Origin of the sequence: Streptomyces sp. GbtcB6, assembly GCF_019091475.1 — a bacterium.
Taxonomy (GTDB): Bacteria; Actinomycetota; Actinomycetes; order Streptomycetales; family Streptomycetaceae; genus Streptomyces; species Streptomyces hyaluromycini.
The window spans coordinates 431,742-456,287 of record NZ_JAGXJL010000004.1; the positions used below are offsets into that span (position 1 = coordinate 431,742).

The 24,546-nt window shown below is 69.6% G+C and carries 23 protein-coding genes and 4 tRNA genes; 12 read left to right on the forward strand and 15 right to left on the reverse strand.

What is annotated here, in order from left to right; translation table 11 throughout:
* Positions 1-62 precede the first annotated feature (62 nt).
* The 3 genes from purS to purL are packed head-to-tail and all read left to right on the forward strand — an operon-like array spanning position 63 to position 3,258.
* Positions 63-326 carry a phosphoribosylformylglycinamidine synthase subunit PurS gene (purS, locus tag KVT45_RS09905; RefSeq protein WP_015659417.1) on the forward strand — a complete coding sequence of 88 codons (264 nt, stop codon included), beginning with the start codon at positions 63-65 and terminating at the stop codon, positions 324-326.
* Positions 323-1,003, forward strand: a complete 681-nt coding sequence (gene purQ / locus KVT45_RS09910) for a phosphoribosylformylglycinamidine synthase subunit PurQ (protein ID WP_089100646.1) — start codon at positions 323-325, stop codon at positions 1,001-1,003. The genes purS and purQ overlap by 4 nt, the downstream gene beginning before the upstream one ends.
* Entirely contained in the window at positions 1,000-3,258 is a 2,259-nt protein-coding gene (purL, locus tag KVT45_RS09915; RefSeq protein WP_217546114.1) for a phosphoribosylformylglycinamidine synthase subunit PurL, read from the forward strand. Before purQ ends, purL begins: the two co-directional genes overlap by 4 nt.
* A 57-nt stretch (positions 3,259-3,315) precedes the next feature.
* Here purL and KVT45_RS09920 read toward each other — a convergent pair whose 3' ends face one another.
* The 3 genes from KVT45_RS09920 to KVT45_RS09930 form a co-directional block, all read right to left on the reverse strand.
* The gene (locus KVT45_RS09920) at positions 3,316-3,900 is read right to left on the reverse strand and encodes a Uma2 family endonuclease (RefSeq protein ID WP_217546115.1); all 585 of its coding nucleotides are present in this window, start codon (positions 3,898-3,900) and stop codon (positions 3,316-3,318) included.
* 86 nt (positions 3,901-3,986) lie between these two features.
* Entirely contained in the window at positions 3,987-4,448 is a 462-nt protein-coding gene (locus tag KVT45_RS09925) for a Clp protease N-terminal domain-containing protein (RefSeq protein ID WP_217546116.1), read from the reverse strand.
* A gap of 7 nt (positions 4,449-4,455) precedes the next feature.
* The gene (locus tag KVT45_RS09930; RefSeq protein WP_089100649.1) at positions 4,456-4,659 is read right to left on the reverse strand and encodes a helix-turn-helix domain-containing protein; all 204 of its coding nucleotides are present in this window, start codon (positions 4,657-4,659) and stop codon (positions 4,456-4,458) included.
* A 75-nt stretch (positions 4,660-4,734) separates the two neighbouring features.
* Between KVT45_RS09930 and KVT45_RS09935 the strand changes: the two genes are divergently transcribed.
* The 4 genes from KVT45_RS09935 (at position 4,735) to purM (ending at position 8,885) form a co-directional block, all read left to right on the forward strand.
* Positions 4,735-5,532 carry a maleylpyruvate isomerase family mycothiol-dependent enzyme gene (locus tag KVT45_RS09935; RefSeq protein ID WP_217546117.1) on the forward strand — a complete coding sequence of 266 codons (798 nt, stop codon included), beginning with the start codon at positions 4,735-4,737 and terminating at the stop codon, positions 5,530-5,532.
* Positions 5,533-5,589: 57 nt separating this feature from the next.
* Positions 5,590-6,021, forward strand: a complete 432-nt coding sequence (locus KVT45_RS09940) for an META domain-containing protein (RefSeq protein WP_254646502.1) — start codon at positions 5,590-5,592, stop codon at positions 6,019-6,021.
* Positions 6,022-6,253: 232 nt separating this feature from the next.
* Positions 6,254-7,783 carry an amidophosphoribosyltransferase gene (gene purF, locus KVT45_RS09945; RefSeq protein WP_089100652.1) on the forward strand — a complete coding sequence of 510 codons (1,530 nt, stop codon included), beginning with the start codon at positions 6,254-6,256 and terminating at the stop codon, positions 7,781-7,783.
* A gap of 31 nt (positions 7,784-7,814) precedes the next feature.
* Complete coding sequence (gene purM, locus KVT45_RS09950) at positions 7,815-8,885, forward strand: phosphoribosylformylglycinamidine cyclo-ligase (RefSeq protein WP_217546119.1); 1,071 nt, start codon at positions 7,815-7,817, stop codon at positions 8,883-8,885.
* A 126-nt stretch (positions 8,886-9,011) separates the two neighbouring features.
* Here the strand turns inward: purM and KVT45_RS09955 are convergent, their stop codons facing one another.
* A complete protein-coding gene (locus KVT45_RS09955) occupies positions 9,012-9,278 on the reverse strand; it encodes a DUF3073 domain-containing protein (protein WP_089100654.1) in 267 nt (88 codons plus the stop codon).
* A gap of 300 nt (positions 9,279-9,578) precedes the next feature.
* Entirely contained in the window at positions 9,579-10,670 is a 1,092-nt protein-coding gene (locus tag KVT45_RS09960; RefSeq protein ID WP_217546120.1) for a Glu/Leu/Phe/Val dehydrogenase dimerization domain-containing protein, read from the reverse strand.
* Positions 10,671-10,935: 265 nt separating this feature from the next.
* Here KVT45_RS09960 and KVT45_RS09965 point away from each other — a divergent pair, with 265 nt between their 5' ends.
* Positions 10,936-11,778, forward strand: a complete 843-nt coding sequence (locus KVT45_RS09965; protein WP_217546121.1) for a hypothetical protein — start codon at positions 10,936-10,938, stop codon at positions 11,776-11,778.
* Between the two features lie 655 nt (positions 11,779-12,433).
* The gene (gene bldC / locus KVT45_RS09970; protein ID WP_003949541.1) at positions 12,434-12,640 is read left to right on the forward strand and encodes a developmental transcriptional regulator BldC; all 207 of its coding nucleotides are present in this window, start codon (positions 12,434-12,436) and stop codon (positions 12,638-12,640) included.
* Positions 12,641-13,140: 500 nt separating this feature from the next.
* On the opposite strand, the gene KVT45_RS09975 is transcribed toward bldC, so the two are convergent.
* From KVT45_RS09975 to KVT45_RS09990, 4 genes are all read right to left on the reverse strand, one after another.
* The gene (locus KVT45_RS09975) at positions 13,141-13,332 is read right to left on the reverse strand and encodes a DUF6274 family protein (protein ID WP_217546122.1); all 192 of its coding nucleotides are present in this window, start codon (positions 13,330-13,332) and stop codon (positions 13,141-13,143) included.
* Positions 13,333-13,768: 436 nt separating this feature from the next.
* Positions 13,769-13,843 (reverse strand) — tRNA-Asp (locus KVT45_RS09980).
* Between the two features lie 94 nt (positions 13,844-13,937).
* Complete coding sequence (hrpA, locus tag KVT45_RS09985) at positions 13,938-17,882, reverse strand: ATP-dependent RNA helicase HrpA (protein ID WP_217546123.1); 3,945 nt, start codon at positions 17,880-17,882, stop codon at positions 13,938-13,940.
* A gap of 163 nt (positions 17,883-18,045) precedes the next feature.
* The gene (locus KVT45_RS09990) at positions 18,046-18,339 is read right to left on the reverse strand and encodes a hypothetical protein (RefSeq protein WP_217546124.1); all 294 of its coding nucleotides are present in this window, start codon (positions 18,337-18,339) and stop codon (positions 18,046-18,048) included.
* Positions 18,340-18,550: 211 nt separating this feature from the next.
* Here KVT45_RS09990 and KVT45_RS09995 point away from each other — a divergent pair, with 211 nt between their 5' ends.
* Complete coding sequence (locus KVT45_RS09995; RefSeq protein WP_217546125.1) at positions 18,551-19,033, forward strand: PH domain-containing protein; 483 nt, start codon at positions 18,551-18,553, stop codon at positions 19,031-19,033.
* A 52-nt stretch (positions 19,034-19,085) separates the two neighbouring features.
* Here KVT45_RS09995 and KVT45_RS10000 read toward each other — a convergent pair.
* The 5 genes from KVT45_RS10000 to KVT45_RS10020 all read right to left on the reverse strand — a co-directional run bounded on the left by KVT45_RS10000 (position 19,086) and on the right by KVT45_RS10020 (position 21,502).
* Positions 19,086-19,159, reverse strand: a tRNA-Phe gene (locus KVT45_RS10000).
* Positions 19,160-19,183: 24 nt separating this feature from the next.
* A tRNA-Asp gene (locus KVT45_RS10005) sits at positions 19,184-19,258 on the reverse strand.
* Between the two features lie 37 nt (positions 19,259-19,295).
* A tRNA-Glu gene (locus tag KVT45_RS10010) sits at positions 19,296-19,368 on the reverse strand.
* Positions 19,369-19,449: 81 nt separating this feature from the next.
* Positions 19,450-21,066 carry a metallophosphoesterase gene (locus tag KVT45_RS10015; protein WP_217546126.1) on the reverse strand — a complete coding sequence of 539 codons (1,617 nt, stop codon included), beginning with the start codon at positions 21,064-21,066 and terminating at the stop codon, positions 19,450-19,452.
* Between the two features lie 85 nt (positions 21,067-21,151).
* A complete protein-coding gene (locus KVT45_RS10020) occupies positions 21,152-21,502 on the reverse strand; it encodes a metallopeptidase family protein (RefSeq protein WP_217546127.1) in 351 nt (116 codons plus the stop codon).
* Between the two features lie 257 nt (positions 21,503-21,759).
* Here KVT45_RS10020 and KVT45_RS10025 point away from each other — a divergent pair, with 257 nt between their 5' ends.
* Entirely contained in the window at positions 21,760-22,689 is a 930-nt protein-coding gene (locus KVT45_RS10025) for a hypothetical protein (RefSeq protein ID WP_217546128.1), read from the forward strand.
* Here the strand turns inward: KVT45_RS10025 and KVT45_RS10030 are convergent.
* Positions 22,677-23,264 carry a hypothetical protein gene (locus KVT45_RS10030; protein WP_217546129.1) on the reverse strand — a complete coding sequence of 196 codons (588 nt, stop codon included), beginning with the start codon at positions 23,262-23,264 and terminating at the stop codon, positions 22,677-22,679. The genes KVT45_RS10025 and KVT45_RS10030 overlap by 13 nt on opposite strands.
* Positions 23,265-23,448: 184 nt before the next feature.
* On the opposite strand from KVT45_RS10030, the gene KVT45_RS10035 reads away from it, so the two are divergent.
* Positions 23,449-23,973: a hypothetical protein gene (locus KVT45_RS10035; RefSeq protein ID WP_217546130.1), complete on the forward strand. Its 525-nt coding sequence runs from the start codon at positions 23,449-23,451 to the stop codon at positions 23,971-23,973.
* The last annotated feature ends 573 nt before the right edge of the window (positions 23,974-24,546 follow it).

Sequence of the window (24,546 nt, forward strand, 5' to 3'; positions counted from 1 at the left end):
GGACACCGACGGGTATCACGGGTATCTGCTCAGCAGTCAGCACCACAACACCGGGAGTGCCAGTGGCACGCGTCGTAGTCGACGTCATGCTCAAGCCGGAGATCCTCGACCCCCAGGGCCAGGCGGTCCAGCGTGCGCTGCCGCGCCTGGGTTTCGAGGGCATCTCCGATGTACGTCAGGGAAAGCGATTCGAACTGGAAGTTGACGGCCCGGTCGACGAGGCCGCGCTCGCCCGCATCCATGATCTTGCGGAATCCTTCCTCGCCAACACCGTGATCGAGGACTTCACCGTCAAGGTGGAGGAAGTCGCGGAGGCGGCGAAGTGACCGCTCGTATTGGCGTCGTCACTTTCCCGGGAAGCCTCGACGACCGTGACACCCAGCGCGCGATCCGTCTCGCGGGTGCGGAACCGGTCGCCCTCTGGCACAAGGACAAGGACCTCCACCAGGTCGACGCGGTGGTTCTTCCCGGTGGTTTCTCCTACGGCGACTATCTGCGGGCCGGCGCCATCTCCCGCTTCTCGCCGGTGATGGAGACCGTCATCGAGCAGGCGAAGGCCGGCCTGCCGGTCCTCGGTATCTGCAACGGCTTCCAGGTCCTCACCGAGGCGCACCTGCTCCCCGGCGCGATGCTCGGAAACAACCACCTCCACTTCATCTGCCGCGACCAGAAGCTGCGGGTGGAGAACGCGGACACCGCCTGGACGGCCGACTACCGCGCGGGCCAGGAGATCCACATCCCGCTGAAGAACATGGACGGCCGGTACGTCGCCGACGAGTACACGCTCGACAAGCTGGAGGCGGAGGGCCGGGTCGTCTTCCGTTACGTCGACTTCAACCCGAACGGTTCGCTCCGCGACATCGCCGGCATCACCAACGAGGCCGGGAACGTCGTCGGCCTCATGCCGCACCCCGAGCACGCCGTCGAGCCGCTGATCGGCACGGGTCGTACCGACGGCCTCCCCTTCTTCACCTCGATCCTCAAGAAGCTGGTGGGCGCATGAGCCGGACGCCTCTGGACACGGTCGAGCACGCGGCCGCGACTCCCGACGTCGAGCTGCCCTGGGCCGAACTCGGCCTGAAGAAGGACGAGTACGAGCGGGTGGTGGAGATCCTCGGCCGCCGCCCGACCGGTGCCGAGCTCGCCATGTACTCGGTCATGTGGTCCGAGCACTGCTCGTACAAGTCCTCCAAGGTCCACCTCCGCCAGTTCGGCGAGAAGGCGCCGCAGAGCGACGCGCTGCTGGTGGGCATCGGCGAGAACGCGGGCGTGGTCGACGTCGGCCAGGGTTACGCGGTCACCTTCAAGGTCGAGTCGCACAACCACCCGTCGTACGTCGAGCCCTACCAGGGCGCCGCGACCGGTGTCGGCGGCATCGTCCGCGACATCATCGCGATGGGCGCGCGGCCGGTGGCCGTGGTCGACCCGCTGCGCTTCGGCGCCGCCGACCACCCCGACACCAAGCGCGTCCTGCCGGGCGTCGTCGCCGGCATCGGCGGCTACGGCAACTGCCTGGGCCTGCCCAACATCGGCGGCGAGGTCGTCTTCGACGCCTGCTACCAGGGCAACCCGCTGGTCAACGCCGGTGCCATCGGCGTGATGCGGCACGAGGACATCCACCTCGCCAAGGCCTCCGGCGCGGGCAACCAGGTCATCCTGTACGGCGCCCGGACCGGCGGCGACGGCATCGGCGGCGCCTCGATCCTGGCCTCCGAGACCTTCGACGACGCCAAGCCGTCCAAGCGCCCCGCCGTCCAGGTCGGTGACCCCTTCCAGGAGAAGCTCCTCATCGAGTGCACCCTGGAGGCCTTCCGGGAGAAGCTCGTCGTCGGCATCCAGGACCTCGGCGCGGCCGGCCTGTCCTGCGCCACCTCCGAGCTGGCCTCGAACGGCTCCGGCGGCATGACGGTCGTACTGGACGACGTCCCGCTGCGCGACTCCACGCTCTCGCCCGAGGAGATCCTCATGAGCGAGTCGCAGGAGCGCATGTGCGCGGTCGTGGAGCCGGCGAAGGTCGAGCGCTTCCTGGAGATCTGCGAGAAGTGGGACGTCATCGCCACCGTCATCGGTGAGGTGACCGACGGCGACCGGCTTGAGATCTTCTGGCACGGCGAGAAGATCGTCGACGTCGACCCGCGCACGGTCGCCCACGACGGCCCGGTCTACGAGCGCCCGTACGCCCGCCCGTCCTGGCAGGACGAACTCCAGGCGGACGACGCGAACAAGCTCGCGCGCCCGGCGACGAGCGAGGAGCTGAAGGACCAGGTCCTGAAGCTGGTGGGCTCCCCCAACCAGGCCTCCAAGAAGTGGATCACCTCCCAGTACGACCACTTCGTGCAGGGCAACACGGTCCTCGCCCAGCCCGAGGACTCCGGCATGATCCGCGTCGACGAGGCGACCGGCCTCGGCGTCGCCATCGCCACGGACGGCAACGGCCGCTACGCCAAGCTCGACCCCTACACGGGCGCCCAGCTGGCCCTGGCCGAGGCCTACCGCAACGTGGCGACGACCGGCGCCAAGCCTCTTGCGGTCTCCGACTGCCTGAACTTCGGCTCGCCCGAGGACCCGGCGGTCATGTGGCAGTTCGCGGAGGCCGTGCGCGGTCTCGCCGACGGCTGCCTCCAGCTGGGCACCCCGGTGACCGGCGGCAACGTCTCGCTCTACAACCAGACCGGCGAGGCGGCCATCCACCCGACCCCGGTGGTCGCGGTCCTCGGCGTGATCGACGACGTGGCCCGCCGCACGCCGGTCGCCTTCCAGGAGGAGGGCCAGCTGCTCTACCTCCTCGGCGACACCCGTGAGGAGTTCGGCGGCTCGGCCTGGTCCCAGGTCGTCCACGACCACCTCGGTGGCCTGCCGCCGAAGGTCGACCTGGAGCGGGAGCGGCTGCTCGCCGAGATCCTGATCTCCGCCTCCCGCGACGGCATGATCGACTCGGCGCACGACCTGTCCGACGGCGGTCTGATCCAGGCCGTGGTCGAGTCCGCGCTGCTCGGCGGCAAGGGCGCGCGGCTGGTCGTTCCGGACGGGCTCGACGCGTTCACGTTCCTTCTCTCCGAGTCGGCCGGGCGCGCGATCGTCGCCGTGCCGCGCTCGGAGGAGGTCCGCTTCAACGACATGTGCGGCGCGCGCGGCCTTCCGGTCACCCGCATCGGTGTCGTCGACGGGGACTCGGTGGAGATCCAGGGCGAGTTCGAACTTCCCCTGACCGAGCTGCGCGAGGCGCACGAGGGGACGATCGAGGCGCTGCTGGCGTAGCCGGCCGCACGACGACGAAGGCCCCGCCCGGATGTTTCCGGGCGGGGCCTTCTCGGCTCATCGGACGTAGTTCTTGAGGATCTCCGTGTCGAGTTCGATGCCGATCGGATCGGGGAGGACCACCTTCTCGCCGAACTTCGCGGTGTGGACGGCGCGGTAGCCACCGATCTGCCGGTCCGGGCCGCTGTGCACCGTGATGGTGCAGGAGTCGCGGTCGATCAGGAGGTACAGGGGGATCCCGGCCTGGCCGTACGCGGTCGGCTTCTCGTGCCGGTCCCGCCGGTCCGTGTCCGAGTCGTACGAGGTGACCTCGACGACCATGAGCGCGCCGTCCGGGTCGGCCCACTCGCCGTGTCCCGCGAAGTGGGCCTCTGGCGCGATCACCGCATCCGGTTTCGCCCTGCCCTCTCGATACGCATCGACCCTGAGCCCCTGGGCCTGGTACAGGTCCAGGTCGGGCCTACTCTGCATACAGCGCCGGGCCAGCCAGGACACCATGGTGCTGTGGTCCCCGTCCGTCACCTTCTTGACCCCGATCCGTCCGTTGATGAACTCCAACGTGACGGTCTCGGGAGCCGCGGAGGCGATTGTTTCGAACTCCTCCACCGACATCTGAGACGTGCGCTCGGCCATAACCGTCATGTTGCACCCCCTTCCAGGCGAAGACCAGTGTTGCCAGGCTCCGGCGGTGCGGGGCGAGTTCCGCTGCGGATCACACCCACGGGTGATCATCCCGGCTGCGTCAGGCGTGCCCGGACAGCGGTGCGGTCGACGCCGAGCTCGGCCAGGAGTTCCGCCACGGGATCCGGCTGCTCGCAGTCGAGCAGGGCCAGCAGCAGGTGTTCCGGTGTGATGCGGCGGCTGTGGGCCTTCTTCGTCTCGGCCAGGGCGCGGGGGAGGACGGCGCGGGCGCCGGAGGTGAAGGGGGTGCGCTTGCGCGAGGCGGGAATCGGTGCCCGCTCGATCCCCTGGACGTCGATGCCGACCACGGCCAGCGCGGACCGGTCGAGGGCGTCGAGGGCGGAGCGCGCGGTCTCCAGATCGGTGCCGAAGGCCCGGACCGCGCCGGGATCGTGCAGCACTCCCAGGAGGAGATGCTCGGTACCGATGCGGCGGTCGCCGCGCAGCGTGGTTTCGTCGAGCGCCGATGCGACGGTCGCCCGGGCCTCTGCTGCGAACTGCTCGAACATGGTCGTCTCACTTCCCGTACTTGGCGTGGACGGACTGCCGGGAGACGCCGAGGGCGTCCCCGATCTGCTCCCAGGACCATCCCTGTTCCCTGGCGCGCGCGACCGCCGCCGCCTCGACCTGCTCGGCCAGTCGGTGCAGGGCACCCACGGCCCGCAGTCCCACCGCGGGGTCGTGCGACCTGAGGCGTTCTGAGAGATCTCCTGCGTTCATGCTTGTCAGTCTGGATTGACACCCTCCCGCTTGTCAACCCAGACTGACAGAGAGGGGTCGCATAGGCTCACCGCCATGCCTCAGGCCAAGAAGCGCGCCCGCAGTTACGACCCGGCCAGGACCCGTGCCGCGGTTCTCGCCCAGTTCGGCAATGTGAGAGCGGCCGTCGAGGGCCTCACCCCCGAGCAGCTCGCGCTCCCCACCCGGCTGGAGGGGTGGACCGTACGGGACCTCGTCGCCCACATCGGCATGGCGGTCACCGCCGTCCACCGGGCTCTGGACCAGCCCGAGCCGGCGAAGGCCGACGCGGTCCTCCTCGACTGGCCGTTCGGAACCTCCGGCAACGCCGCCGCCATCGCCGACTTCACCCGGCGCCTCGCCGCCGACCACCCCGACCTCGGCCCCTACCTCGCCGACGCCGACGCCGGCCTGCGCGCCCTGCTCGACGCACACCCCGGCACCCGGCTGCTCGCCACCAGCGCCGGCGCGCTCTCCCTCGACGACTACCTCGTCACCCGGGCCGTCGAACTGGTCGTCCACACCGACGACCTCAACGCGGCCGTCGCCGGGCTGGAGGTGCCGTACGACCGGCAGGCCCTGGCCGCCTGCACCCGGCTGCTCGCCGACGCGCTCGCCGTCAAGGCGCCCGGCGGCTCCACCGAGGTGCGGGTGCCGCCGTACGCCGTGGTGCAGTGCGTCGAAGGGCCCCGGCACACCCGGGGCACCCCGCCGAACGTCGTGGAGACCGACCCGCTGACCTGGATCCGGCTGGCCGCCGGACGGCTGGCGTGGCAGCAGGCCGTGGCGGACGCCAGGGTCAGCGCCAGCGGGGAGCGGGCGGATCTCGGGGCGTACCTGCCCGTCATGGGGTGAGGGAACCGATCGACCGGTGCGCGCCGTCGAAACGGCATGTACGGGTTGAAACAGCGCATGCGCCGTATGACCCTGACGACGGCGGCGGCCGCCCTGCTCGTCCCGCTCGCGGTGGCCTGTGGCAGTGAGAGAGGTGTCTCCGTGGCGAGTCAACCGCCCGTGACCGGGATCGACTGGACCGTCGACAGCGTGACCGTCGACGGCACCACCCACCGCGCCCCGGCGCGCGCCCATGTGAAGATCGAGGACGGCCGGGCGGCCGGCAGCTTCGGGTGCAACCAGTTCAGCGCCACGGCACAGATCACGGACGACCAGATCCGGCTGAGCCACGCCCGCACCACCCGGATGGCCTGCGACAACGCCCGGATGACCTTCGAGCGTGCGCTCGCCCGCACGCTCACCGCCGGGCCACTGACCATGAAGGGCGAGGACGGGAAACTCACCCTCACCGCGGACGGCGGCGACCGCGTCCAGCTGTCCAGGACATGACACGCGGCGTGGGTGCGGCCCCCCGAATGATGTGCGACACCTCACTCAGGGATACGGTGCCAGGGGGTTGCGCCGGCACCGGTCCGCACGAACCGACGCCGCCTGGAGAAACCTCTCACCGCGCTGACCTGCGAAAATGGAGAAAGCCACAACCGCGTCCGCGGGCGTAGATCCATTACGGCTGTGTATCCCCAATTCGGACCAGTGGTCGATCTCGCCTACACTCGGTGCCGTGCCACGTGGTGACGGTCTCCTCAATCACGATCTGCTCCCCGGTGAGAAGGGCCCCCAGGACGCTTGCGGCGTCTTCGGTGTCTGGGCTCCGGGCGAAGAGGTCGCCAAGCTCACGTACTTCGGGCTCTACGCCCTCCAGCATCGGGGCCAGGAATCCGCGGGTATCGCGGTCAGCAACGGCTCCCAGATCCTCGTCTTCAAGGACATGGGCCTGGTCTCCCAGGTCTTCGACGAGACCTCGCTCGGTTCGCTCCAGGGTCATATCGCGGTCGGTCACGCCCGCTACTCGACCACCGGTGCCTCCGTGTGGGAGAACGCTCAGCCGACGTTCCGTGCCACCGCGCACGGCTCGATCGCGCTCGGCCACAACGGCAACCTCGTCAACACGGCGCAGCTCGCCGAGATGGTCGCCGAACTTCCGAAGGACCCGGGCGGCCGGTCCACCCGGGTCGCGGCCACCAACGACACCGACCTGCTCACCGCGCTCCTCGCGGCCCAGGTCGACGAGGACGGCAAGCCGCTGACCATCGAGGAGGCCGCGCACGCGGTCCTCCCGAAGGTCCGGGGCGCCTTCTCCCTCGTCTTCATGGACGAGCACACCCTCTACGCCGCCCGCGACCCGCAGGGCATCCGCCCGCTGGTCCTGGGCCGCCTGGAGCGCGGCTGGGTGATCGCCTCGGAGTCCGCCGCGCTCGACATCTGCGGCGCCAGCTTCGTCCGCGAGATCGAGCCGGGCGAGTTCGTCGCCATCGACGAGAACGGCCTGCGCACCTCGCGATTCGCTGACGCGAAGCCCAAGGGCTGTGTCTTCGAGTACGTGTACCTGGCCCGCCCCGACACCGACATCGCCGGGCGGAACGTCTACCTCTCCCGCGTGGAGATGGGCCGGAGGCTCGCCAAGGAAGCCCCGGTCGACGCCGACCTGGTGATAGCGACCCCGGAGTCCGGCACCCCGGCCGCCGTCGGCTACGCGGAGGCCTCCGGCATCCCCTTCGGTAACGGTCTGGTCAAGAACGCCTATGTCGGCCGGACCTTCATCCAGCCCTCGCAGACCATCCGCCAGCTCGGCATCCGCCTGAAGCTGAACCCGCTGAAGGAAGTCATCAAGGGCAAGCGGCTGGTCGTCGTCGACGACTCGATCGTGCGCGGCAACACCCAGCGCGCGCTCGTGCGGATGCTCCGGGAGGCGGGCGCCGCCGAGGTCCACATCCGGATCTCGTCCCCGCCCGTGAAGTGGCCGTGCTTCTTCGGCATCGACTTCGCCACCCGCGCCGAGCTCATCGCCAACGGCATGACCATCGAGGAGATCGGCACCTCGCTCGGCGCCGACTCGCTGGCGTACATCTCCATCGACGGCATGATCGAGGCGACCACCATCGCCAAGCCGAACCTCTGCCGTGCCTGCTTCGACGGCGAGTACCCGATGGAGCTCCCGGACCCCGAGCTGCTCGGCAAGCAGCTCCTGGAGACCGAGCTGGCGGCCGGTCCGGCAGCCACGGCCGCGGCCGACGCGATCCGTCGCCCGTAAGCCCCGTCATCAACCCGAAAGATCCCAGGCAATGTCTGAGAGCCCTGTTTCCGGTGCTTCCTACGCGGCTGCCGGTGTCGACATCGAGGCGGGCGACCGCGCCGTAGAGCTGATGAAGGAGTGGGTGAAGAAGACGCAGCGCCCCGAGGTCCTCGGCGGCCTCGGCGGCTTCGCCGGCCTCTTCGACGCCTCCGCCCTCAAGAACTACGAGCGTCCGCTGCTGGCCTCCGCCACGGACGGCGTGGGCACCAAGGTCGACATCGCCCGGCAGCTGGGTGTGTACGACACCATCGGCCACGACCTGGTCGCCATGGTCATGGACGACATCGTGGTGTGCGGTGCCGAACCGCTGTTCATGACCGACTACATCTGCGTCGGCAAGGTCCACCCCGAGCGGGTCGCCGCCATCGTCAAGGGCATCGCCGAGGGCTGTGTGCTGGCCGGCTGCGCCCTGGTGGGCGGCGAGACGGCCGAGCACCCGGGCCTGCTGGGTGCGGACGACTTCGACGTGGCCGGCGCCGGTACGGGCGTCGTGGAGGCCGCCCGGCTGCTCGGCGCGGATCGTATCCGTACGGGTGACGCGGTGATCGCCATGGCGTCCTCCGGGCTTCACTCGAACGGGTACTCCCTGGTCAGGCATGTCCTGCTGAACCAGGCGGGCCTCGCGCTCGACGCCCGCATCGAGGAGCTCGGCCGCACCCTCGGCGAGGAACTCCTGGAGCCGACCAAGATCTACTCGCTGGACTGCCTGGCCCTGATGCGTACGGCGGAGGTCCACGCCTTCAGCCACATCACCGGCGGCGGACTCGCCGCGAACCTGGCCCGGGTGATCCCGGACCACCTGCACGCCATCGTCGACCGCGCCACCTGGACCCCGGGTCCGATCTTCGACCTGGTCGGCCGCACCGGCAGCGTCGAGCGGCTCGAACTGGAGAAGACGCTCAACATGGGCGTCGGCATGATCGCGATCGTCCCGCAGGAATCGGTGGACGTGGCGCTGACCGCACTGGCCGACCGCGGGGTCGAGGCCTGGGTGGCCGGCGAGATCACCGAGCGCGGCGAGCACACCACCGGAGCCGAACTGGTGGGGGACTACGCCTGACGGGCAGCCTCACGGACAGCCCTATGGACAGCCTTGTGGCAGCACGAAACCCGGTCCGGCGTAGGACCCCGGACCGGGTGAAGTGCAGCTGCTGCGAGAACTGCTGAGACCACTGGGAGTGGTACGTCAAGCACCGCGACGATGTTGGGACGTCGGACCGGACTGGTCGTCCTCGTCCTCGTCGTCATCGTCGTCGTTATAGAGATCCGCGTACTGGGCGTACGGGTCGTCTTCGTCCTCGTCGTCGTCCTCGAACGGCTCGCCGTTCGGCGGCTGGCTCGAAGTCGATGCGCCCAGCTCGCTGGCCAGACGTGACAGGTCAGTCCCACCGCTGTTGTACTTCAGCTGGCGGGCGACCTTCGTCTGCTTGGCCTTGGCCCGGCCGCGCCCCATGGCTCGACCCCCTCGGTGACGGGGCTCGACGGCCCCAGAGTCTGACACGCGTTCATGATCCGGAACGGACTCTCCTCGGAGAGACCGGTCCGTAGGGCTTCCACGGTACCTGAGCCCGCGCCCATACGGTACGTCGCCCGCACCACGCGCCTGACTCCATGACCCGCGAGGCGCCCCGTCCCCGCTGGTCAACCACGATTTTAACCACTTCCTGGCGGACGACCCGCCGACGAACGTGAGAGTTCTCTCCAACTGTCCGCCGGCAGGTACCGGAAATCCGTCCGGAAACCCGGCGTCGGGTCAGCGTCCACCCGCCGTTGCCGCTTCGTGCATCCGCTGTTCGGCGATCCGGTCGGCCGCCGCGGCCGGCGGAATCCCGTCGTCCTTCGCACGTGCGAATATGGCCAGCGTGGTGTCGAAGATCTTCGCCGCCTTGGCCTTGCACCGGTCGAAGTCGAACCCGTGCAGCTCGTCGGCGACCTGGATGACCCCGCCGGCGTTCACCACGTAGTCCGGCGCGTAGAGGATCCCGCGGTCGGCGAGGTCCTTCTCGACGCCCGGGTGGGCGAGCTGGTTGTTGGCCGCGCCGCACACCACCTGTGCGGTCAGCACCGGCACGGACGCGTCGCTCAGGGCGCCGCCGAGCGCGCAGGGGGCGTAGATGTCGAGGCCCTCGACGCGGATCAGCGCGTCGGTGTCGGCGGCCACTCGTACGGAGGGGTGCTTGTCGGCGATGCGCCGGACGGCTTCCTGCCGTACGTCGGTGATCACGACCTCGGCGCCCTCGTCCAGGAGGTGCTCCACCAGGTGGTGGCCGACCTTGCCGACGCCCGCGATGCCGACGCTGCGGCCGCGCAGCGAGGGGTCGCCCCACAGGTGCTGGGCGCTGGCCCGCATGCCCTGGTAGACGCCGTAGGCGGTGAGCACGGAGGAGTCGCCGGCGCCGCCGTTCTCGGGGGAGCGGCCGGTGGTCCAGCGGCACTCGCGGGCCACCACGTCCATGTCGGCGACATACGTGCCGACGTCGCAGGCGGTGACGTACCGGCCGCCGAGCGAGGCCACGAACCGCCCGTAGGCGAGCAGCAGCTCCTCGGTCTTGTCGCGGTCCGGGTCCCCGATGATCACGGCCTTGCCGCCGCCGTGGTCGAGCCCGGCCATGGCGTTCTTGTACGACATCCCGCGCGCGAGGTTGAGGGCGTCGGCGACGGCCTCCTCGTCGTTGGCGTACGGGTAGAAGCGGGTGCCGCCGAGGGCGGGGCCCAGCGCGGTGGAGTGGATGGCGATGACGGCCTTGAGGCCGCTCTTGCGGTCCTGACAGAGCACGACCTGCTCGTGACCGCCCTGGTCCGAGTGGAACAGGGTGTGCAGGACGCCGGTGGAAACGTCGGTCACTGTGGTGACTCCCGGTTGTGTCGCGTGTGTCGCGGCGGGTGGAAGCTGGGGCTCCCGTAAGGGTGGCGGGGGCCTGGCATGAGCGTAGAGCCATTGCCCGCACACCATCCGCGCAGTGTTCAGGATCACTCTCTCGTGCCGTGTGCGCACGTATGAGCGTGGGACGATTTGCTGTGGTTTCCGCGGCCGGCCCCGGCCGGCTCTGTCATGGCTCCGCCGTGGGTTCCGCTGGTTTCGAGCCCGGTCCGATGGGGAGGGAGCAGGCGTGCCCAAGGTGTCCTCGGTGGTCGTCCCCTATGCGACGTACCTGCGCGTGTACGAGCCGCTGGCCGCCTTCCCGGACCGGGAGCGCGACCACTGGACGCGCTACGCCCGCCGCCCGGAGCGCCCCTCGTACCAGGACGAACTCCGCCGTTCCCTGGCCGACTTGCTGCCCACCCCGCCGGTCGCGGTGCCGGTGCAGGAGAGCGGCGACGCCTTCGTCCTGGAGGTCGACGGCGTCGTCTGCGTCTGCCCGTGGCGGACCCGGCTGCGCGGCTGGCAGGCCCTGCAGGAGCTCTCCGACGAACTGCCGAAGCCGGTCCTGGACGCGATGCTCCCGCCGGTCGTGCGCCGGCAGGCCACGATGGACTACGAGCGCTGGCTGGTCCGCAACCCCGACTCCCGGCCCTGGATCCGCACCGCGACCTGGCAGGTGCCGCTGAACTGGTTCGTGCTGGTCTCCGACGAGGAGCGCCGGTACGAGAAGGGCACCGGCGAGATCCCGCCGATGCTGCGCTACCGCACGCCGATGGTGCAGGCCCGGCGCCGGGTGGCCCGGGCGCTGCGCACGCTCAAGGACACCGTGGAGGAAGGGCCGCTGATCGACGGCCTGGTGGACGTCGGCCGCTGGCTGGAGGAGTTCCACCCGCGCTCGCTGGTCGAGCTGGACTACGGCGGTCTGGTGCACGCCCTGCCGGCCGGGGATCTCGAGGACGACCATTCCGCGGCCGACGTGGCGGCCGGCATCGAGGCGCTGCGCCAGGGCGACGGGGCCGCGGCCGGGGAGGCCTACGGGCGGCTGGTGGAGCGGTGGCGGACGGTACGGGACCGCCGGTCGGCGAACTGAGTGCCGGTCTGAGTGCGGGTCTGAGTGCGGGTCTGCGTGCAGGTCTGAGCACTGATGCCCACTGATCCGTACTGAGTGACGGGGTGTCTGATGCTGTTTACAGCCGGATGACACCTGCGTGACGTGTGTGCGGTGAGTGATGTACGTCACGGCCCAGAAGGCATGAAACAACGTACGTTGACGGCACTTCAGTGAACGCACTGGACGTTGGATCTCGATCCGGGCTTTTGCGTCAAGGGTGACGGATAGCACTTACACGGCTCTTGCGCCTCTTGCCACTCCTCGTGCCAAAATAGGACAAGGAGTCCGGGGAGGGCTCCATCCGTCCAAGTGTGGTGCACTGTGGGCGGATTCTCAGCATTACGTGCTTTGGGGGGTCTGGTGACTCCTGATCGTCCTGTGACTGATCGTCACAGAGGCGTGACTGTCCGCTATGGCATGGTCCATCGGCTTCCGCGGCTGATGCCTACCTGGGAGGGCAATTCCATCGGTTTGGCCGACGCGGCTGGACAGATGGTGTAGTTGTAGTGCCGAGGACAAGCCGTTCGTCCTATAACCGACTCGACTCGCGTCCGCCATTTCGGGCAACGCGGGTCAAGGTGCAGAATTTAGAGGAAAGAACCGAGAAGGTTCGGTTCTCCCGAGGAGGCCGCTCATGACCGCTCGCACCCCTGATGCCGAGCCGCTGCTGACCCCGGCTGAGGTCGCCACGATGTTCCGCGTCGACCCCAAGACGGTCACGCGGTGGGCGAAGGCCGGCAAGCTCACGTCGATCCGCACGCTCGGCGGACACCGCCGCTACCGCGAGGCTGAGGTACGCGCCCTGCTGGCGGGCATCCCCCAGCAGCGCAGCGAAGCCTGATCCAACTGAATAGCGGGCAAACCGACCGGTCCCCCAACTGGCCGAGACGCCCGAAACCCTAGCTCCAAGCGACGCGGGACCTGCCCCAACAGGGCCCACGCCCAGGCCGACAAGAACTTCTCAGGCAAGCGACACAGGGTGCGTCGTAGATCGCGCTGGACTCCGCCGGGTCCAGCGCGATCTTTTTTGTGCGTCCATGGGGTCCTGTGGGGCCTTGGCCCACCGTAACCAGCGGCTCTGTGAGCGGCCTTGTCGGAGTCTGGGCGGCGCTGTCGGATCTGCTGTGCAGGCACCCGGGGGGCGTCACGGGCGGGTCCGCAGGGTGGTGCAATTGCACATATTAAATTGACCAGTTGTAGGAAGGGGGTAAGTGCAGTCGTTTCGGAAACTCATGCAGTGACACCCGTCACATACCGCACGGGTTGTTTGTACTGTCCCGGGTGCGATAGAGGAGCCGCGCGCTCCATCGGCCCTTGGGGGAACGGCCGTTGGGCGTACCGTCACGCGCCGACGGGACCCTGGTCCTCCATGGCGTCCTCGGGGACCTCCGCGGTGTGCGGAGCGGAGTCCATGGCCAGCCGCAGCAGCCGGTGGCAGACCGGACAGTGACGGGTCAGATGCCGGTACGACGAGGCGGCCGCCAGGTGGGCCCTCAGCAGCGCCCGCGTCTCGTGCCGCACCGAAGCCGCCATACGCCACCTCCAGAAGGGGGCCGAGGGGAAGCGAGCCCTGTCTTCTGGGTACCGAGCGAATGTGACGCCGTCAATGGCACGGACTCTTTCCCGGCCGCCGTCTTCTGGCCGCCCTCGCCTTCCTTCCGCCACGACGGTGCTCAGCCGCCACGGTGGTCGTCGGCGGTGCCGAACCGGCCGCGACCGAGGAGAGGGGCGCCGAGCACGGGAAAGGCCCGCGTCCCTTGACGGGGTGCGGGCCTCAACGCCTGAGGCCCGCATCCCTTGGGGGATACGGGCCTCGGCGACTGGGCGGTCCTGACGGGATTTGCTGAATCCGATCGCGGTTGCGCCGCGGGCGCGGCCTCCACCTTGGCAGGGTGGCGAGGGGGATCGGCGCAGGGCGGCAACGCCTGAGGCCCACCTCCCTCAACGGAAAGCGGGCCTCGGTTTCGTGCGGTCCTGACGGGATTTGAACCCGCGGCCTCCACCTTGACAGGGTGGCGAGCACTCCAAACTGCTCCACAGGACCAGGTTTCGCGGCACTTTGTCTTGCGTTGTGCTGCGAGAAGGACTGTACAGGAGGGGGCGGGCCCTGGTCGAACTCACTTGGCGTGCCCGGTCGGTTACGGAGCCGCTGTGTCGATCGCCTTCACGATCCGCTTGTCGGAGATCGGGTACGCGGTCCCCAGCGCATGCGCGAAGTAGCTGACCCGCAGCTCCTCCAGCATCCAGCGGATGTCCAGGACCTGCTGCGGCACCGGCCGGCCCTTCGGGAGCTGCTCCAGGAGCCAGGCGTACTCGTCCTGCATCTCGTGGACCTTCTCCATGCGGGTGGTGTCCCGCTGGACGTTCGTCGGCATCTGCTGGAGGCGGCGGTCGGCGGCGACCAGGTAGCGCATGAGGTCGGGCAGCCGGCGTATACCGGCCCACGTCACGAAGCCCGGCTTCACGAGCGCGTCCAACTGCTTGCGGACGTCGGTCAGGTTCGCCAGCAGCGCGGGGCTCCGTACGCCCTTCAGACGGCGCTCACAGGCCTGCCAGGCGGCAAGCACCTGCTGCACCTGCCCGACCGTCCGGACCGTCGTGTCGACGATCTCGGCACGCACCTTGTCGTACAGCTTCCGGTACGACTCCTCGTCCCAGACCGGCCCCCCGAAGTCGGCGATCAGCTTGTCCGCCGCCGCCATCGCGCAGTCGTCGAACAGGGCCTGGATCGTGCCGTGCGGGTTCGCCGACAGCGCGAGCTTCTGGGCGTTCGTCAGCTTCTCCGACGCGAACTTCGCCGGGTTCACCGGGATGTTGCGGAGGATGAGCCGCCGCGTGCCCTTCCACATCGCCTCGGTCTGCTCCTCCTCGGTGTCGAAGAGGCGGACCGAGACGGTGTCGCCGTCGTCGACCAGGGCCGGGTAGGCCTTCACCGGCTGGCCCGCCCGGCGCGTCTCGAAGACGCGGGTGAGGGTGCCGATCGTCCAGTCCGTGAGGCCCTTGCGTTCCAGGGACTCGCCGCCCTGGCGCTCCGCGGTGGCCGCGGCGGCCTGGGAGAGGGCCTGGCGCGCCTTCGGCTTCAGCCGGAGCTTCAGCGCCTCCAGGTCCTTGTCCTCGGCCAGCTTCCGGCGCCGTTCGTCGACGATCCGGAAGGTGATCTTCAGGTGGTCGGGGACCCTCGCCCAGTCGAAGTCCTCGGCCTCGAAGGGCACGCCGACCATGCGCTTGAGCTCACGCGCCATGGTCACCGGGAGGGGTTCCTGAAGGGGGACCGCGGTGTCCAGGAAGCGCTTCGCGAAGTTCGGCGCCGGCACGTAGTTGCGGCGGATGGGCTTCGGGAGGGTACGGATCAGCTCCGTGACCACCTCTTCCCGCAGGCCCGGGATCTGCCAGTCGAAGCCCTCGTCCTTGACCTGGTTGAGGACCTGGAGCGGGATGTGGACGGTCACGCCGTCGGCGTCCGCGCCCGGCTCGAACTGGTAGGTGACACGGAACTTCAGCTGCCCCTGCCGCCAGGAGTCCGGGTAGTCGGCCTTGGTGACCGCCTCCGCCGACTCCCGGATCAGCATCTCCCGCTCGAAGTCGAGGAACTCCGGCTGCTCGTGCCGCTTGTGCTTCCACCAGGAGTCGAAGTGGGCGCCGGAGACGACGTGTTCGGGCACCCGCTGGTCGTAGAAGTCGAAGAGCGTGTCGTCGTCGACGACGATGTCCCGGCGCCGCGCCCGGTGCTCCAGCTCCTCGACCTCGCTGAGGAGCCTGCGGTTGTCGGCGAAGAACTTGTGGTGGGTCCGCCAGTCGCCCTCGACCAGTGCGTTGCGAATGAAAAGCTCGCGGCTGGTCTCCGGATCGATCCGGCCGTAGTTCACCTTCCGGTCGGCGACGATCGGCACGCCGTACAGCGTGACCTTCTCGAAGGCCATGACGGCCGCCTGGTCCTTCTCCCAGTGCGGTTCGCTGTACGTCCGCTTGAGGAGGTGCTCGGCGAGCGGCTCGACCCACTCCGGCTCGATCTTCGCGTTGACCCGGGCCCAGAGCCGCGAGGTCTCCACCAGCTCCGCCGACATAACGAACCGGGGAGTCTTTTTGAACAGCGCGGAGCCCGGGAAGAGCGCGAACTTGGCGCTCCGTGCGCCCAGGTACTCGTTCTTCGCGCCGTCCTTCACGTCCTTCATGCCGATGTGGGACAGCAGGCCGGCGAGGAGCGAGACGTGCACGCGGTCGCCGGGGGCGTCGTCCTCGCTGAGGTGGATGCCCATCTGCTTGGCGACCGTGCGCAGCTGCATGTAGATGTCCTGCCACTCACGGATGCGCAGGAAGTTCAGGAACTCCTGCTTGCACATCCGCCGGAAGGAACTGGAGCCGCGCTCCTTCTGCTGCTCCCTGACGTACTTCCACAGGTTGAGGAAGGCGAGGAAGTCGCTGGTCTCGTCGCGGAAGCGGGCGTGCTGCTGGTCGGCCTGGGTCTGCTTCTCGGCCGGGCGTTCGCGCGGGTCCTGGATGGAGAGCGCGGCGGCGATGACCATGACCTCGCGGACACAGCCGTTCTTGTCGGCCTCCAGGACCATGCGGGCCAGACGCGGGTCGACGGGCAGCTGGGCGAGCTTGCGGCCGGTGTCGGTGAGCCGCTTGCGCGGGTCCTTCTCGGCCGGGTCGATCGCGCCCAGCTCCTGGAGCAGCTGCACGCCGTCCCGGATGTTGCGGTGGTCCGGCGGGTCGATGAAGGGGAACCTCTCGATGTCGCCGAGGCCGGCCGCGGTCATCTGGAGAATGACGGAGGCGAGGTTGGTCCGGAGGATCTCGGGGTCCGTGAACTCCGGGCGGGAGACGAAGTCGTCCTCGTCGTACAGCCGGATGCAGATGCCGTCGGACGTACGGCCGCAGCGGCCCTTGCGCTGGTTGGCGCTGGCCTGCGAGATCGCCTCGATGGGCAGCCGCTGCACCTTGGTGCGGTGGCTGTAGCGGGAGATACGCGCGAAGCCGGGGTCGATGACGTACTTGATGCCGGGAACGGTCAGCGACGTCTCGGCGACGTTGGTCGCCAGAACGATCCTGCGGCCGGTGTGCTGCTGGAAGACCCGGTGCTGCTCGGCGTGCGAGAGCCGGGCATAGAGGGGCAGGACCTCCGTGAAGCGGTACTTCCGCTTCTCCAGCGCGTCTGCCGTGTCCCGGATCTCCCGCTCGCCCGAGAGGAAGACGAGGATGTCCCCCTGCCCCTCGGCCTGGAGCTCCTCGACCGCGTCGCAGATGGCGGTGATCTGGTCCCGGTCGGCGTCTTCGGCGTCCTCTTCGAGAAGCGGCCGGTAGCGCACCTCCACGGGGTACGTCCGGCCGCTCACCTCCACGATCGGGGCGTCGCCGAAGTGCCGGGAGAACCGCTCGGGGTCGATGGTGGCCGAGGTGATGACGACCTTGAGATCGGGTCGCCGGGGCAGCAGCTGGGCCAGATATCCGAGCAGGAAGTCGATGTTGAGGGACCGCTCGTGGGCCTCGTCGATGATGATCGTGTCGTAGGCGCGCAGCTCGCGGTCGGTCTGGATCTCGGCGAGCAGGATGCCGTCCGTCATCAGCTTGATGAAGGTGGCGTCGGGGTTCACCTGGTCGGTGAAGCGGACCTTCCAGCCGACGGACTCCCCGAGCGGCGTCCGCAGCTCCTCCGCCACCCGCTCGGCGACGGTACGGGCGGCGATCCGGCGGGGCTGGGTGTGCCCGATCATGCCGCGCACACCCCGCCCGAGCTCCAGACAGATCTTGGGGATCTGGGTGGTCTTCCCGGAGCCGGTCTCACCGGCCACGATCACGACCTGGTGATCGCGTATCGCCTCCGCGATCGCGTCCTTCTTCTGACTGACGGGCAGCTGCTCGGGGTACGACACGGCGGGCACGACGGCGCGCCGGCCGGCCATCCGTTCCTCGGCCCTGGCCACCTCGGCCTCGATCTCGGCGAGGACGGCGGCCCGGGCCTCCGGTTTACGGATCTTGCGCGCACCTTCCAGCCTGCGCCCGAGCCGGTGCGCGTCGCGCAGTGAGAGCTCGGTCAGGCGAGGGGCGAGGGGGCCGAGGGCGGGGGCAGGGTGCGTAGACATACGCGGTCCAGGATCTCACCTTGGGGAAATTCATGGCGAACGCTTTTGCCTCCGGCGGTTCGGCCGGGGGCTGGGGGCGGACGCAGTACTTCGGGTGCGGGTGCGTGGGGGGCTGGCCGCGCAGTTCCCCGCGCCCCTTCAGGGGCGCTTCCCGGCCGTGTCCCTACGGGGTTCGCTGGGTGGGAGTGGTGGGGGTTTGGGCGGGGGGTGCGGCGGAGGCTGCTGCCATGGACTTCGCCGTGTTGGACACGGCCTTGATCCCCAGGTACGCCGTGGTCATGCTGCTCACCGCTGTGAAGGCGGCGGTGAGGACGCCGATGATCACGGACTCGTTGCCGTTGAGCCGCCAGACGCCGAAGACCGCGACCGAGGCGATCGCGAGGTTGCTGACGACGACGGCGAGGAGGCCGTATCGCGCACGGTCCTTCTCCAGCTGTATGTCCTGATCCCGGTTCATCTTCCCCACCCTGGTGACGTGTCGACCCGCCAGAACCTAGCGTCGGCGGGCCGCACGGCCAAGGAGATACGGGAGTGTCCGCGGACCGCCCGCCTGTTGTTTCCCCTCCGGTCAGCCGGCCGGGAAGACGTCGTAGTCGCCCAGCAGGTCTGCGTACACGTGTTCTTGCCCAAAACGGAGCCGCTTGGCCGGCCACTGTCAGACTGCACGGATGAACGAGACGGTCTTTCGGTATACGCGCAGGCAGCGCTTGGCGATGTGGGCGTTCGCGTTGGGGATGGCGGTCTGGGCCGGGGCGGTGAGCGTGCGTGCCGCCAGGTACCTGGCCGACGGCCAGACCGGTTCTGCCGTGGGACTGTGGCTCGTGTTGGGGCTGATACCGACCGTGCTGTTCGTGCCACTGGCGGGGATGCCGACGGGCTGGACACGCATCGACGCGGAGGGCTTGCGCACCCGCGGGATGACCGGGCGCCGACGCGTGGCCTGGAGAGACATCGAGAGTATCCACGCGCTCTCGGGGCGTGGGCGCAACGGGAGCATCACCCAGATCGGAGTCACCCGGACCGACGGCACGTCGTTCCTGCTGCCCATCCCCTTCTCCTCGGGGACGATCGCCGGGGATCCCGATTTCTACGAAAAGCTGGAGCTGATGTGCCGGGAATGGAAGAAGCACGGCGGGGTGGGTGAGGTATGAGGGGCGAGGTATGAGAACAGCCCCTCCGGAATCCCGGAGGGGCTGTCTGTTGTGGCTGGGGCCGGGGTCGAACCGGCGACCTATCGCTTTTCAGGCGATCGCTCGTACCAACTGAGCTACCCAGCCACGAGGTTTCACGTGAAACCTCAGCGGTCCTGACGGGATTTGAACCCGCGGCCTCCACCTTGACAGGGTGGCGAGCACTCCAAACTGCTCCACAGGACCAAGCTGTGTGTGCAACAGTGTCGCACACGATCTTGCGTGCCCCCAACGGGATTCGAACCCGTGCTACCGCCTTGAAAGGGCGGCGTCCTAGGCCGCTAGACGATGAGGGCTATCGGCCCGCCTGGGCGCTTCGTCAGCGCGTCGGGGACGTGAGAAGCATATGGGATCGCGGGGAGTATCGCCAAAACGGTTTACGACCCCGAGGGCGACGGGGTTCCGGGTGTGCCCCCTGAGGGTGATGGGCTGTCTGCGGGGGAGGCGGTGGCGCCTGGTTGCCCGCGGCGGAGCCGCTGATCGAATACGTCCGCCGGGAGGTGGCGGCTGACCTCGGCCGTCGTCTCGCCCAGACCGCCCAGTCTGATCTCGTCCCAGGCCTGGAGCCGGCGGCTGTCCCGGTCGAAGTAGAGGATCGAGGCCTCGATCGGGTCCGGGTACTTGCCCTCGACCGCCCGGAGCCCGCTGCCGCCTGTGGAACCCTCCACGCGCAGCCGGGTGCCGTGCGAGAGGATCTCCGTCTGCTCGTGGTGGAGATGGCCGGCCAGGACCAGGGGCACCTCGCCGTCCGTCATCCGGGCCGCCGTCGGCTCGTGGACGATCGCGACATCCACCGGGGTGTCGGCCGCCCGCTGCTCCCGCAGAGCCGTGGCCAGGCGGTCCCCGGCCAGCTCCTCGGCCGCGTCGCCGCCGGGGGCGGTCGAGCGGTCGGGGGTGAACTGGGGGTCGCCGATCCCGGCGAAGCGCAGCCCGGCGATCGTCTCGGCGCGGCCGTCGTCCAGGACGTGCACGTTCTTCATGCGGGAGAGGTAGCGCTGGGTGGTGAGGGAGTCGTGGTTGCCCCGGACCCAGACGTACGGCACGCCCAGGTCGGCGATGGGGTCCAGGAAGCCGTTCTCGGCCGCCGTGCCGTGGTCCATGGTGTCGCCGGAGTCGACGATCACGTTCACCTTGTACTGCTCCACCAGCGAGGCGATGATCTTCCAGCTCGCCGGGTTCAGGTGGATGTCGGAGACGTGCAGGACGCGCAGGGTGGCCGGGTCCGGGGAGTAGGCGGGGAGCGTGGACGTGACGTCGTACAGCTTCGTCACGTTCGTCACCAGACGGGCCAGTTCCTTCTGGTAGACATCGAATTCGGTGACGATGCTGCGCGCGTTGCCGACCAGCGCCGGGGCGGAGGAGAGCAGGCCTGAGAACCTCGGTTCCAGGACCGACTCGGGATTCCAGGTGGCGTACGCGGTCGCGCCGGAGGAGGCGAGCAGGGCGAGGGCGAGGCCGCCGGCGGCCAGGGCGCGGCGCGGGCGTCGGTAGACCGCCAGGCCCAGGGCGGTGGCGCCGGTGACGACGGCCACGCAGGAGCGTACGGCCAGGTCGAGGGTGCCGTGCTCGACGTCGTGGGCGACCTCGTCCTGGAGTCCGGAGAGGCGCTCGGGGTGGTCGACCAGCGCCTGGGAGCGGACCGGGTCGAGCTGGTCGACGTTGACGTCGAGGCGGACTGGGCCGGTGTGGGTGTCCAGGTAGAGGGCGCCCAGCGGGGAGACGTTGATCTTCGTGCCGCCGGTGAGGGACGGGCGCAGCGTCATCGTCGTGTCCATCGGGCCCACCTGGGCGCGGACGTTCCCGACGATCAGCAGGCCGAGCCAGGCGCCGACGAGCACGACGGCGGCGAGACCGAGGGCGCGGCTCCAGGCGGGCGGCCGGTGCGCCTCGGGGGCGAGCTCCAGGACGGGCAGGCGGGGTCGGGTCCGGGGCCGGACCCGGGCATGGGTTCGGGCTTGGGAGTGGGCTCGGGTTCGGGTGCGGACGCGGGCCATTGGTGCCGTATGCCCAGGATTGCGGGCTCATATGCGGCGGTTCGCGATGTGTGAGGGGTTCGGGGGCCGGGGGCCGGGGGCCGGCTCAGCCCCAGCCCAGTTCGTGGAGCCGGGTGTCCCCGATGCCGAAATGGTGCGCCACCTCGTGGACGACGGTCACGGCGACTTCGTGGACCACTTCCTCCGGCGTCTCGCAGTGACGCAGGGTCGGTCCCATGTAGATCGTGATCCGGTCGGGGAGGACCCCGGCGTACCACTCCCCGCGCTCGGTGAGCGGCGTCCCCTCGTACAGGCCCAGTAGATCCGGGTCGTCGGCGGGCGGCTCGTCCTCCACGAACACGGCCACGTTGTCCATGACCCGCGTCAGCTCCGGCGGGATCCGGTCCAGGGCCTCGCTCACCAGTTCTTCGAACCCGTCGCGTGTCATCTCCAGCACAGGGCCATTGTCGGGGACGAACGCGTGGAGCGGAGGCATCCGGCCCCGGCCGCGAGCTCCCGTCGTTCCCGTCCGACCCCGTTCCACCCCTATTGCACGCCTGTGACAGCGCACGCACAGCTCTGTCATTCCCCGCGGGAAGACTTCTGTCATCGCGAAGGGGCGGCACGGGCCGAGGTGACCGGATCAGCTCCGGAGGGCAGGCAACTCCCGCGATGACCACTTGTCGCAGTGTCATTCATCCTGGGGGGAACCCGATGTCCGCACGTTACCGTCGTCGCACCGCAGCCGGTGTCGCCACCGGTGTCGCCGCGCTGCTGGCCGTGGCCGGCGTGTCCGCCACCGCGACGGCCGCTTCCGCCACCAAGGCGGTGAGCGTGCCCCGGGGGCTGACCATCAGCGACGGCACGCGGCACGTTCTCGTCGGCGGCAGGTCGATCGACTTCGGTACCGTCGTGCGCGACCTGGCCTGGAACCCGAGCGGCAGCAAGGCCGCGTTCGTCGACGGCCACGGCAACCTCGTCGTCTCCGACCCCGACGGCAGCCACCGGGTCACCGTCGCCGCCAACCCGGGCAACCAGACCTGGTCCCACCCGACCTGGCAGGTCGCCGCGGCCGACAGGACGAACGGCATCCCCGCGAAGAACAACATCATCTTCGCCGCCAAGATCCACGGCAGCACCGTGCTGGAGCGCGTCAAGGCCACCAGCAACCACGGCAAGCCGGCCAAGATCAGCCTGTACAGCGACGACCCGGAGGCGGGCGCGCTCCCGCAGACGAACAACGCCTGGCCGAACGCCGGCGGGGCCTACGGCACGGCCGTCTACGACAACACCCACACCGGTGAGGTCTACATCCGCGACGACTACCTGCGTCAGCAGGGCGGTGCGCTGGCCAAGGGGTCCGAGCCCGCGCTCTCCCCCGACGCGGAGGAGGTCGTCTTCGTCCGCTCGGTCGGCGGCCACGACCACCTCTTCGTCGACGACCTGACCGCCGGCACCAACGCCGTCAAGGACATCACCCCGCACGCCACCACCGACTACACCGAGCCCACCTGGTCGCCCAACGGCAAGACCATCGCCTTCCGGACCCCGGCCGGTACCTACACCGTCACCAAGACCGCCCACGGGTTCGGCACGCCGGTCAAGGTCTCCGCGCACAAGGGGCTGCCCGCCTATCGCGGCTGACCGCCGCCCGACCGGCCGTCGGAGCGGGCGAGTTCGGCCCGTAGCGCCGCCAGGTGCTGGTCGGCCGTGTCGTGCGGCAGGAACTCGACCACGTCGAGGAAACGGAACAGGACCTGGGACTTGGTGACGGCGAACTCGTAGTCGGCGAACCCCACCACGGCACCCAGCTGCCCTCGCACAGCACCCCGGACGACATGCGCGGTCATGTCGTCCGGGGTTTCCGCGCTCGTGCCCCGCCGGGCGTTGGGGCGGGCCAGATACGGGCAGACCATCGAGGCGTAGAGCATGCACGCGCGGTGCCCGGGAGCCTCCAGGGTCGGCGCCAGGTTGCGGTACGGCCGCCCGGCGGTCAGCGCGTCGCGGATCGCGGAACTCTCCGCGGCGCCGACCACCCGCCACACCGGGCCCTTCGGTATCAGGGTGTTGCAGACGGAACACAGTCTGTTGCGGGCGCACTCCGCGCTGCGCCCGTAGTCGGTGAGTGCGAACTGGGGGGCGTCGTCCTCCCACGGCGTGATGGCGGGCACGGGGTAGCCGCGGCTGTCGCGAGGTCTGGCCTCGATGCTCGCCGGCATGGGAACGGAGTCGAATCGCACACCCCATGGTGAACCACCCGCCCGCGCCCCCGCGACGGTTGGGGGCGGAGGTCCGGCGTTTGTCGTACGGATCGCCGGTACCTCCGGTCCGGGGGCGTGTCCTCTTGTGGGCGGCGGGAGTTGGGCAGGTTGACTTCTTTCTCCGCCCCCGGAGGTGGCCGCCGTGCGCCCTTTGTACGTACCCGTCCGTCTGGCCGTCACGGTGATGGCGGTCGCGGCCGCCGCCGGCTGTGTGAACGTGGGCGACGACGCGGGGAAGGCCAAGCCGTCGCACTCCGCGGGGCACCGGGGCGGTGACGTGGCCGAGGGAAGCTCCGGGGTGTCCGGCGACGGCGGTGCGGGGTACGGCGGTGCGGTGGCCGACGGGAGGCGCGGGCACGGGGAGAAGGCGAAGCCGGGAGAGTCCGCGTCGGCGTCCGCGAAACCGACGAAGGGGGCCAGCGCGGCCTCCGCGGTGCCGACGAAGCCGGGGAAGACCGTGGCGCCGGGGGTGCCGGCCGGGCCGACGGGGGCTCCGACGACGCCCGCGCCGCCGGCGGCCTCGCCCACCCCGCCGCCGGCTTCACCCACCCCGCCGCCCCCGGCGACGGATCCTCCGTCGGCCGAGCCGTCCTCGTCGGCGCACGAGGACACGGGGACCCAGCTGGTCCAACGCGAGCCGGCACCGGAGGCGGGGACGCCGGCGTAGGGGGTTGCGGTCGTCTTGGCGCCGCCGGGATACGCCGAGGGGGCTGAGCGCCGTCGCGGCGGGAAGAACTCGCGGGCGTCGGATGAATCCCGGGTGGCGGCAGAGGGCGGTCTTGGGTGGCGGCAGGGGGTTGCGGTCGTCTCGGCGCCGCCGGGATGCGCCGAGGGGGCTGAGTGCCGTCGCGGCGGGAAGAACTCGCGGGCGTCGGGTGAATCGCGGGTGGTGAGAGAAGGCTCTCTCGGGTGGTGGAAGAAGATGGGTGGGGCGAGTGTTGGGGAGTCTGTAAGGCTGCGCGTCCGGTCCGGTGAGCTGTGTGTCGACGGGTTGGCGTGAGCGTCTCTGGGGTTGTGGTGAACCCGCTGTGAGCTGCGAGGTTGTAGCTCGGTTTGCCTTCGGGGGTGTTGGGTGCGTATGGTGGTAGATCGTTTGATCCCATTTGCCCGGCGCCACTGCAGAGCGCGCCGTGTGGCGCGTACTCTCCCTTGCCGTGGCGGACCGCATTGAGGCGGTCGTGAGCGAATCACGGAGTTGACGGGCGCGTGCCGAAGAGACTCCGGAAGGTTTCGCATTCGC